We start from the raw sequence: 9670 nt of genomic DNA on the forward strand, positions 1-9670 counted from the left end.
GATCTTGGCGTCGTTGGGGCGTTCCTGCAGGTAGTCGTGCAGCAGGCGGCTGACGATGTCTTCAACCGGGCCGCGCACTTCGCTGGAGACCAGCTTGTCCTTGGTCTGGCTGCTGAACTTGGGCTCGGGCACCTTGACGCTGAGCACGCAGCACAGGCCTTCGCGCATGTCGTCGCCGGTGACCTCGACCTTGGCTTTTTTGGCCAGCTCGCTGTCGTCGATGTATTTGTTGATGACGCGGGTCATGGCGGCGCGCAGGCCGGTCAGGTGGGTGCCGCCGTCRCGYTGGGGRATGTTGTTGGTGAAGCACAGCACCTGTTCGCTGTAGCCGCTGTTCCACTGCATGGCGACTTCGACGCCGATGTTGGTGCCCTGGTCGCTCTGGCGGTCGCCCATCGCCGCGAAGACGTTGGGGTTCAGGATGGTCTTGCCTTTGTTGATGAAATCCACAAAGCCGCGCACACCGCCGGCGCCGGAGAAGTCGTCTTCCTTGCCGGTGCGCTCGTCTTTCAGGCGAATGCGCACGCCGTTGTTAAGGAAGCTCAGTTCGCGCAGGCGCTTGCTGAGGATTTCGTAGTGGAAATCGTTGTTCTCTTTGAAGATGTCGGTGTCGGGCAGGAAGTGGACTTCGGTGCCGCGCTTGTCGGTGGCGTCCATGACCTTCATGGGTGACACGTCGATGCCGTCGACCTGTTCGATGATGCGGTTCTGCACGAAGCCGCGCGAGAACTCCATGACGTGGACCTTGCCGTCGCGGCGGATCGTCAGGCGCAGCATCTTGCTGAGTGCGTTGACGCAGCTCACGCCGACGCCGTGCAGGCCGCCGGAGACCTTGTAGCTGTTCTGGTTGAACTTGCCGCCGGCATGCAGCTCGGTCAGGGCGATTTCAGCGGCCGAGCGTTTGGGCTCGTGCTTGTCGTCCATCTTGATGCCGGTGGGGATGCCGCGGCCGTTGTCGGTGACGCTGACGGAGTTGTCGGTGTGGATGGTGACGACGATGTCGTCGCAATGGCCGGCCAGGGCTTCGTCGATTGAGTTGTCGACGACCTCGAAGACCAGGTGGTGCAGGCCGGTGCCGTCGGAAGTGTCGCCGATGTACATGCCGGGGCGCTTGCGCACGGCTTCCAGGCCTTCGAGGATCTGGATGGAGCCTTCACCATAGGCTTCGGACGCGCCGGCCTGGTTGGTGTCGATCTTGGGCTGGAAATTGGAGCTTTCCTCGGTGGCTGCGCCTTCGGACACATGCACCTGTTCGGCTTCGTTCACTTTGTTTTCTTCAGTCATATCCGGCTTCTCTTCCGATCTTTTTATCGATCATTTATCGAATTGCTTCGATTTCTTCAATCTCTTGAATGACCAAACCCGCGGAAGGTCGCGGGTCTGTCTGGGTTCTGGAGGTGTGCTGTGCGCTAGATGCGCATCGGCATCACCACGTATTTGAAGGCCGCATCGTCGGGGATGGTCAGCAGCGCGGAGCTGTTGGAGTCAGCCAGTTCGATCTTCACCATGTCCTGGTCCATATTGGCCAGGGCGTCGATCAGGTAGGTGACGTTGAAGCCGATTTCGATGGCGTCGCCGCCGTAGTCGATGTCGAGCTCGTCGACGGCTTCTTCCTGCTCGGCATTGTTGGAGGCCACGCGCAGGGTGCCGGGCTCGATGTTCAGGCGCACACCCTTGAACTTCTCGCTGGTCAAAATCGCGGTGCGCTGCAGGCTGGCCAGCAGGGGCACGCGGCCCAGGGTAATGATGTTTTTGTGGTTCTTGGGGATCACGCGGTTGTAGTCGGGGAACTTGCCTTCGACCAGCTTGGTGACGAACTCCATGCCTTCAAAGCTGAACTTGGCCTGGTTGCCGGCGAACTGCATCTCGATGGCGCCCTCTTTGTCGCTGAGCAGGCGCTGCATTTCGAGCACCGTCTTGCGCGGAAGGATGACTTCCTGCTTGGGCACTTCGACGTCGAGCATGGCCGAGGAAAAAGCCAGGCGGTGGCCGTCGGTGGCGACCAGGCTCAGCTGCTTGCCTTCGGCGACGAACAGGATGCCGTTGAGGTAGTAGCGGATGTCATGGACGGCCATGGCGAAGGAGACCTGGTTGAGCAGCTCCTTGAGCACCTTTTGCGGCACCGAGAAGCCGGGGCCGAAGTTGGCGGCTTCCTGGACCAGGGGGAAGTCTTCGGCGGGCAGGGTCTGCAGCGTGAAGCGGCTTTTGCCGCCCTTGAGGATCAGCTTGTTCTGCGAGGACTCGAGCGAGACGGTCTGGTCGCTGGGCATGGAACGCAGGATGTCGATGAGCTTGCGGGCACCCACGGTGGTGGTGAAGTTGCCGGCATCGCCGTCGAGCTCGGCCGTGGTGCGGATCTGGATTTCGAGGTCGCTGGTGGTGAGCTGCACTTGAGCGCCGGTTTTGCGGATCAGGACGTTGGCCAGAATCGGCAAGGTGTGCCTGCGCTCAACGATGCCGGCGACCGATTGCAGTACCGACAAAACTTTATCCTGGGTTGCTTTCAGAACGATCATGACTTCCTCTGTATATATCTTTAATTCTTTAATTCAAATTAGTAGTAGTAGATAAGGGCAGCGCCAATCTGTGGATAGCGCCATTTTCCCCTTTTTGATCAACCACTTGGCGTTTGTTTAACCATGTGTCCAGATACCGTGGAAGCCTGCTGCCGGATATGAACAACTTTCGATTGTCATCTGCTTCTGTGGATAAACCATGGGTTGTTCAAAAGTTGTCCCCAAACTTGTTGCGAAGGCATTTAAGCCGGGGATTGGGCCTGAAAAACTGAGCGCTAAAGGATTCATTTGCCATATTTGCGATGGGTGCCATATAGAGGGAGCGCTTTCAGCCCTTCAGGGTCTGCTCCAGCACATGCAGCTGCTGGTTGAGTTCGGTCATCTGCTGGCGCTCTGCGGACATCTTGCGGACGGCGTGCAGCACCGTGGTGTGGTCGCGGCCCCCAAAGAGCTCGCCGATCTCGGGCAGGCTCTTCTGGGTCAGTTCCTTGGCTAAATACATGGCGATCTGGCGCGGCCGGGCGATGCTGGCGGGCCGTTTCTTGGAATACATGTCGGCGACCTTGATCTTGTAATAGTCGGCGACGGTTTTCTGGATGTTCTCGACGCTGATCTGCCGGTTCTGGATGGACAGCAGGTCGCGCAGGGCCTCCCGGGCCAGCTGGATGGAGATTTCCTTGAGGTTGAAGCGGGAGTAGGCCAGGATCTTGCGCAGCGCGCCTTCGAGCTCGCGCACATTGGAGCGCACGTTCTTGGCGACGAAGAAGGCGACTTCTTCGGGCATGGAGGCGCCTTCGGCCTCGGCCTTGCGGATCAGGATGGCGACGCGCATTTCGAGTTCGGGCGGCTCGATGGCGACCGTGAGGCCGGAATCGAAGCGCGACACCAGGCGCTCGTGGATATCCGTGAGGCCCTTGGGATAAGTGTCGCTGGTCATCACAATGTGCGACTTTTTGGTCAGCAAGGCCTCGAAAGCGTTAAAAAACTCTTCCTGGGTGCGGTCCTTGTTGGCGAAGAACTGGACGTCGTCAATCAGCAGCAAATCCAGGGAGTGGTAACGCTCCTTGAATTCATCAAAAGTCTTGCGCTGGTAAGCTTTAACCACATCTGAAACAAACTGTTCAGCGTGGATGTAGAGAACTTTGGCGTTGGGGTTGTCGGCCAGCAGTTTATTGCCGATGGCGTGCATCAGATGGGTCTTGCCCAAACCGACGCCGCCGTAGATAAAAAGCGGGTTGTAAAGCTGGCCCAGGCTGCTGGAAACATGCAGCGCGGCGGCACGGCCCATGCGGTTGGCCGTGCCTTCAATCAGGGTGTCGAAGGTCAGCGCGCTGTTGAGGCGGTTTTTAAACGGCGCGCCGGCGGCTTCTTCGGGCACGCCCAGGCCGACCGGCTCGGGAATATTCGAGCCTTCGAAGCTGCGAATCAATGATGCAGATTTTACGGGCGCTTCACGAGGAGCGAGCGCTAACTCAAGCGGTATGCTCTGGCCGGAAATCTTCTCGAGCAGGGCTGAAATACGGCCGGCGTACTGTGCGCGCACCCAGTCCAGCTTGAAGCGATTGCCCACCAGAACGGTGACTTTGGAGAGGTCGGCCGCGACGTTGACCACCAAGGGACGGATCCAGGTGTTGAACTGCTGCTCGGGTAATTCCTGCGCCAGATGGTCGACGCAGCTTTGCCACAAGTCCTGGCTCAGGTTTTGGACGGATGCCTCACTCATGCTGGTTTTTGCCGGGTTGCCGGCCTGGCAGAAGAGGCCGGGCGGCGTGTCGCTGCTTGTGGATATTGTTAATTTTGAGCACCGGCAATTGTAGTCCGGACGGGGAGTTATCCACAAAATAATTGCTTCGGGTTTCAACCTATTTCGGGCTCCCCCAGCGGGGGTTCGGCCGGCTCCGGCGGCGCCCGGCGGACCGGCCAGGGGCTTCTCAGCCTTTACCCCCAATGAGCGGGCTAACTTGTTGCCAGCGTTGGGAAATCTGCGATAATCATGGGTTTCCCTGATTCGCAGCGGGTTTGATACCTGTTTGCAGACTTGCAGAGTTGGTTGTGTTGTACGGCCACCAAGATCATTCGAATCGCCCAGGGGGAAGCTTTGCAGCTGACCGGCTAACAAGCTAATAGGCTGACAAGCAAACAGGACCAGGACTCATCATGAAACGCACATACCAACCTTCCAAAGTCAAACGCGCCCGTACGCACGGCTTCCTGACGCGCATGAAAACGCGCGGCGGCCGCGCAGTGATCGCTGCACGCCGCGCCAAAGGCCGCAAACGCCTGGCTGTCTAAGCCTGTCGTTTTTGCTGGCCATCCGCAGTTTTTCGAACTGACGCCTGGCGCTCGTGCAGCGGCTTCAAACCCGTTCCCAGTTCCAGGCAGTCCTTGCCGGCGCCATCGTTGCAAAAACAGTGCATTTCGCATTGCACCGCAATGCGCTCGATGCCCAGCCCGTGCAAGCCGAATCCGGCAGCCTTGTTGATGTCCCCGCGGCAAGGTCGCTGTTCCCCGTCCAGGACGTCTGGCTCGGGGCGATGGTTCCCAAACGCTGGGCCAAACGGGCTGTCACGCGCAACGCCATCAAACGCCAGATCTACACCGTGAGCGCTGATTTTTCGCATCAGTATCCCCAGGCCGCGTATGTGGTCCGCTTGCGGCGTGATTTTTCGCGCAAAGAATTCATCAGCGCCACTTCCGAGCCGCTCAAGCAGGCCGTGCGCGCCGAAGTCCAGGCCTTGATGCAGGCGGGGGCCAAAGCGCCATGAATCCCGTGCTGGCCGCCGCCGTCCGCCTGCCGCAAACGCTGTTGATCGGCCTGGTCAAAGGCTATCGCCTGCTGCTCAGCCCCTGGCTGGGCTCGGCCTGCCGCTTCGAGCCCACCTGTTCCGCCTATTCCCTTGAGGCGCTGCAGCAGCACGGCGCTGCCGTCGGCAGCTACCTCACCTTGCATCGCCTGGCCCGTTGCCACCCCTGGTGTGAAGGCGGGCACGATCCGGTGCCGCCGGCCGCCTCAGCGGCGCGTCCTTTCTCTCTCTTTTCCCGCCTGGCCACACCCGTGGCCCCTACCCCTTCTAAAAAGACGCCGTCATGAACGACATCCGCCGCACCATCTTGTGGGTGATTTTTGGTTTCTCCATGGTCCTTCTGTGGGACCAGTGGCAGGTTTTCAACGGCCACAAGGCGACCTTCTTCCCCTCGAGCACGCAGTCCGCCAAGGCCCCCGCCGTGGGCGCCTCCGCACCGGCTGCCGGCGCCTCGGCATCTTCGGTGCCCGCGCCCCAGGCTTCTTCGAATGCGGCTCCGGCCACGCCCGGCGCCGTGCCCGCAGGCGCCCCGAGCACCGCGCCCGCGGCGACCAAAGAGCGTGTGGTGGTGAGCACCGACGTGCTCGCGCTGACCTTTGACAGCGAAGGCGGCACCCTGGTGCACTCGGCCTTTGCCAAATACAAAGACCAGACGCACAAGGACCAGGGTTTTGTGCTGCTGGATGAAAGCGCCAACCGCGTTTACGTGGCGCAGACCGGCCTGATCGGCAGCGGCAGCCTTCCCACGCACAAGACCCTGATGAAGGTCGTCCCCGGTGAGCGTTCGCTCAAGGAAGGCCTGAACGAGCTCGAAGTCAAGTTCGAGTCGGCCGACGTCGGCGGCGTCAAGCTGGTCAAGACCTATACGCTCAAACGCGGCGCCTACGACATCGCGGTGCGCCACGACATCGTCAACACCGGCACGGCGGCTGTTTCGCCGCAGCTGTACCTGCAGCTCGTGCGCGACGGCAACAAGCCGCCCGGAGAGTCCTCCTTCTATTCCACCTTCACCGGCCCGGCGATATACACCGATGCCAAGAAGTACCAGAAGGTCGAGTTCAAGGACATTGAAAACAACAAGGTCGACGTCGAGAAACAGGCCAGCAACGGCTACGCCGCCATGGTGCAGCATTACTTTGCCTCGGCCTGGATTCTGGGCGACGGCGTCAAGCGCGACCTGTTTTTCCGCAAGGTCGACACCAACCTCTACGCCGTCGGCATGATCACGCCGCTGGACGTGATCGCCCCCGGTACGACCAAGACCATTGATTCGAAGTTCTTCGTCGGTCCGCAGGAAGAAAAAACCCTGGAAGCCATTTCCCCCGGCCTGGAGCTGGTCAAGGACTACGGCTGGCTCACCATCCTGGCCAAGCCCTTGTATTGGCTGCTCGACAAGCTGCATGGCTTTATCCACAACTGGGGCTGGTCCATCGTGGCGCTGGTGCTGCTGCTGAAGGTCGCTTTCTACTGGCTCAATGCCAAGGCTTACGCCAGCATGGCCAAGATGAAGGCCATCAATCCCAAGATCATGGAAATGCGCGAACGCCTGAAAGACAAGCCGCAGGAAATGCAGCAGGCGATGATGAAAATCTACCGTGAGGAAAAGGTCAACCCCATGGGCGGCTGCTTCCCGATCATGATCCAGATCCCGGTGTTCATTGCGCTGTACTGGGTGCTGCTGTCCAGCGTCGAGATGCGCAACGCGCCCTGGATCCTGTGGATCCACGACCTTTCAGCGCCCGATCCTTTCTTTATCCTGCCCGTTGTGATGACGCTCACGACCATGCTGCAGACGGCGCTCAACCCCGCGCCGCCGGACCCGATGCAGGCCAAGCTGATGTGGTTCATGCCGCTGATCTTCAGCGTGATGTTCTTCTTCTTCCCGGCCGGCCTGGTGCTGTACTGGATCACCAACAACATCCTGTCGATCGCGCAGCAGTGGGTCATCAACACCCGCATGGGCGTGCCGCCACAGTTCAACCTGCCTAAATTCAGGTAAGGCGGACAGGGAATAAAAAAATCGGGCCGCTTCGCGGCCCTTTTTCTTGGGAAATCGCCTGGGGGGCGGGCCCTGCCCTCAGGCGGCCCCGCCGGGCGTTTGCCCCTTAATATCTACCTCTACCACCATGCTGGCCCGACACCACGACCCCATTGTTGCCATTGCCACCGCGCCGGGCCGCGGGGCCGTGGGCATCGTGCRTGTGTCGGGCAAACACATCGCGCCCGTCATTGAAGCGATTTGCGGCCGCGCGCTGCAGCCGCGCCAGGCAAGCTACCTGCCCTTCCGGGACGCGCACGGTGCGGCCATAGACCAGGGGCTGGCCCTGCATTTCCCGGCGCCGCATTCCTATACCGGCGAAGATGTGCTGGAGTTGCAGGCGCATGGCGGCTCCGTGGTGCTGCAGCTGCTGCTGGCGCGCTGCCTCGAAGCCGGCGCGGTGCCGGACCCGGTGACAGGCCAGGCGGCGGTGCCGCGGCTGCGTGTGGCGCAACCCGGCGAATTCACCGAACGCGCCTTCCTCAACGACAAGATAGACCTGGCGCAAGCCGAGGCGATCGCCGACCTCATAGACGCGAGCACCGAAACCGCGGCGCGCTCGGCGGCGCGTTCGATGTCGGGCGAGTTTTCGCTGGCGGTCAACACGCTGCTCGAGCAGCTGATCCATTTGCGCATGCTGGTCGAAGCCACGCTGGACTTTCCCGAGGAAGACATCGACTTCCTGCAGAAGGCCGACGCGCAGGGCCAGCTTGAGCGCCTGCAAACGACGCTGGCCGGCGTGATGCAGCGTGCCGTGCAGGGCGCGCTGCTGCGCGAGGGCATCAAGGTCGTGATCGCGGGCCAGCCCAATGCGGGCAAGAGCTCGCTGCTCAACGCACTGGCCGGCGCCGAGCTCGCCATCGTCACGCCGATTGCCGGCACCACGCGCGACAAGGTGTCGCAGCTGATCCAGATCGAAGGCGTGCCGCTACACGTGGTGGACACCGCCGGCCTGCGCGAGGCGCTTGATGAAGTGGAAAAAATCGGCGTGGAACGCGCGTGGGCTGAAATCGCCAGCGCCGACGCCGTGCTCTTCCTGCATGACCTGACCCGGCACACCGCTGATTACCTGGCCGCCGACGCGCACATCGCGCAGGTGCTGGGCCGCGAATTGCCGCGCAACACACCCATCATTGATGTCTGGAACAAGTCCGATGCGGCGGGCGCGGAGCTGCTGGGCACGATCAGCGGCGGAGTGTTGATCTCCGCCAAAACCGGCGCCGGCCTGCAGGACCTGCGCCGCCGGCTGCTGGAGGTCGCGGGCTGGCAGGCGGTGCCTGAAGGCGTGTTCATGGCCCGTGAGCGCCATGTGCGTGCTTTGAACCAGGTGCAAGAGCAACTCGTGAAAGCCGGCGCACAACTTCATGCCGTGCAACCGGCGCTGGATTTGCTCGCCGAGGATTTGCGGCAGGCCCAAATGCATCTCGGCGAAATCACCGGCACGTTCACGCCGGACGACCTTCTGGGCGAAATTTTCTCGAGATTCTGCATCGGAAAGTAATGAACCGGCGACAGGCGGGTGCCGTGCACGGACCAGCGGTCACAGACCCTCGGTAATGGTCAAAAATGGCCTTCTCTCGAGGGGAAATTACAAAATCAGACCCTCCTGTATCAGGTGTAAGCGGGCGTTAGTGGCCCTTGCTGCGCTTGTAATGCGAAGGTATCTTCCGTTGCACTATGAACGCTCCACTCCCCGCCGCCATCCGTTTTGACATCCAGGGCCTTGCCCAGGCCATCCTGCATTGCCACGCCAGCGATGCCTTGCGGTGCCAATTCAACCAGCCGCACTGGGACATCCTGGCCAGCTACCTGCAGCCCTTTGCGCTGAACAGCGGCCAGGTGTTGATGGAGCAAGGCGCGCTGGACCGCACGCTGTACTTTGTCGAAAGCGGCACCTTGAGTGTTCATTACGAGGATGAAAAAGCGCGTGTGCGCATGGCGCTGGTCGGCGCCGGCACGGTGCTCGGCGAAGGCGCGTTTTTCTCGCACATGCCGCGTAGCGCCACGGTGCATGCTTCCACCCCCTGCAAGCTCTGGTGCCTGACTCCTATGCGCTTCCTGGAATTGGCCAACCGCCACAGCCCCATCGCACTGGAGCTGACCATGGCCATGGGTTCGGTGATGGCCAAGCGCCTGTACAACCGTCCCAAGCGCGTCGCGGTGACCTGAGGCGAAATGCGGGCGCATTCATAGCTCGCACAGCAGTTATCAGAAGACGGCTTCTTGAAAACTAAAGGTTTCGTCGACCAAATGGCAAACCGGCAACGCGCGTGATTTTTTACCGTGCGGTGCTGCGGGCGATTCGATAAAGT

The 9670-nt window shown here is 61.0% G+C and carries 9 protein-coding genes; 6 read left to right on the plus strand and 3 right to left on the minus strand.

The window, feature by feature from the left end; genetic code table 11:
* The 3 genes from AC1D0P_RS16235 to dnaA all read right to left on the minus strand — a co-directional run.
* A partial coding sequence (locus tag AC1D0P_RS16235; protein ID WP_477677692.1) for an ATP-binding protein occupies window positions 1–1284 on the minus strand: 1284 nt, incomplete at its 3' end.
* 125 nt (window positions 1285–1409) lie between these two features.
* On the minus strand, window positions 1410–2516 hold the full coding sequence (dnaN, locus tag AC1D0P_RS16240; protein ID WP_477655973.1) for a DNA polymerase III subunit beta: 1107 nt from the start codon (window positions 2514–2516) through the stop codon (window positions 1410–1412).
* 328 nt (window positions 2517–2844) lie between these two features.
* Window positions 2845–4239, minus strand: a complete 1395-nt coding sequence (gene dnaA, locus AC1D0P_RS16245; RefSeq protein WP_477655972.1) for a chromosomal replication initiator protein DnaA — start codon at window positions 4237–4239, stop codon at window positions 2845–2847.
* 434 nt (window positions 4240–4673) lie between these two features.
* Between dnaA and rpmH the strand changes: the two genes are divergently transcribed.
* The 6 genes from rpmH (at window position 4674) to AC1D0P_RS16275 (ending at window position 9527) form a co-directional block, all read left to right on the plus strand.
* Window positions 4674–4808: a 50S ribosomal protein L34 gene (rpmH, locus tag AC1D0P_RS16250; protein ID WP_007862708.1), complete on the plus strand. Its 135-nt coding sequence runs from the start codon at window positions 4674–4676 to the stop codon at window positions 4806–4808.
* 53 nt (window positions 4809–4861) lie between these two features.
* On the plus strand, window positions 4862–5281 hold the full coding sequence (locus AC1D0P_RS16255) for a ribonuclease P protein component (RefSeq protein WP_477677693.1): 420 nt from the start codon (window positions 4862–4864) through the stop codon (window positions 5279–5281).
* Window positions 5278–5607 carry a membrane protein insertion efficiency factor YidD gene (gene yidD, locus AC1D0P_RS16260; protein WP_477677694.1) on the plus strand — a complete coding sequence of 110 codons (330 nt, stop codon included), beginning with the start codon at window positions 5278–5280 and terminating at the stop codon, window positions 5605–5607. Before AC1D0P_RS16255 ends, yidD begins: the two co-directional genes overlap by 4 nt.
* On the plus strand, window positions 5604–7319 hold the full coding sequence (yidC, locus tag AC1D0P_RS16265; RefSeq protein WP_477677695.1) for a membrane protein insertase YidC: 1716 nt from the start codon (window positions 5604–5606) through the stop codon (window positions 7317–7319). Before yidD ends, yidC begins: the two co-directional genes overlap by 4 nt.
* Window positions 7320–7446: 127 nt before the next feature.
* Entirely contained in the window at window positions 7447–8859 is a 1413-nt protein-coding gene (mnmE, locus tag AC1D0P_RS16270; RefSeq protein WP_477677696.1) for a tRNA uridine-5-carboxymethylaminomethyl(34) synthesis GTPase MnmE, read from the plus strand.
* A gap of 176 nt (window positions 8860–9035) precedes the next feature.
* Window positions 9036–9527: a Crp/Fnr family transcriptional regulator gene (locus tag AC1D0P_RS16275; protein ID WP_007862691.1), complete on the plus strand. Its 492-nt coding sequence runs from the start codon at window positions 9036–9038 to the stop codon at window positions 9525–9527.
* Window positions 9528–9670: the final 143 nt, after the last annotated feature.

Source organism: Polaromonas sp. P1_G2 (assembly GCF_056405515.1).

What these genes read in the sequence shown, in the direction of transcription:
- dnaN (WP_477655973.1), bottom strand. Translation starts at nt 2,516, where the DNA reads ATGATCGTTCTGAAAGCAACCCAGGATAAAGTTTTGTCGGTACTGCAA.
- dnaA (WP_477655972.1), bottom strand. Translation starts at nt 4,239, where the DNA reads ATGAGTGAGGCATCCGTCCAAAACCTGAGCCAGGACTTGTGGCAAAGC.
- rpmH (WP_007862708.1), top strand. Translation starts at nt 4,674, where the DNA reads ATGAAACGCACATACCAACCTTCCAAAGTCAAACGCGCCCGTACGCAC.
- yidD (WP_477677694.1), top strand. Translation starts at nt 5,278, where the DNA reads ATGAATCCCGTGCTGGCCGCCGCCGTCCGCCTGCCGCAAACGCTGTTG.
- yidC (WP_477677695.1), top strand. Translation starts at nt 5,604, where the DNA reads ATGAACGACATCCGCCGCACCATCTTGTGGGTGATTTTTGGTTTCTCC.
- AC1D0P_RS16275 (WP_007862691.1), top strand. Translation starts at nt 9,036, where the DNA reads ATGAACGCTCCACTCCCCGCCGCCATCCGTTTTGACATCCAGGGCCTT.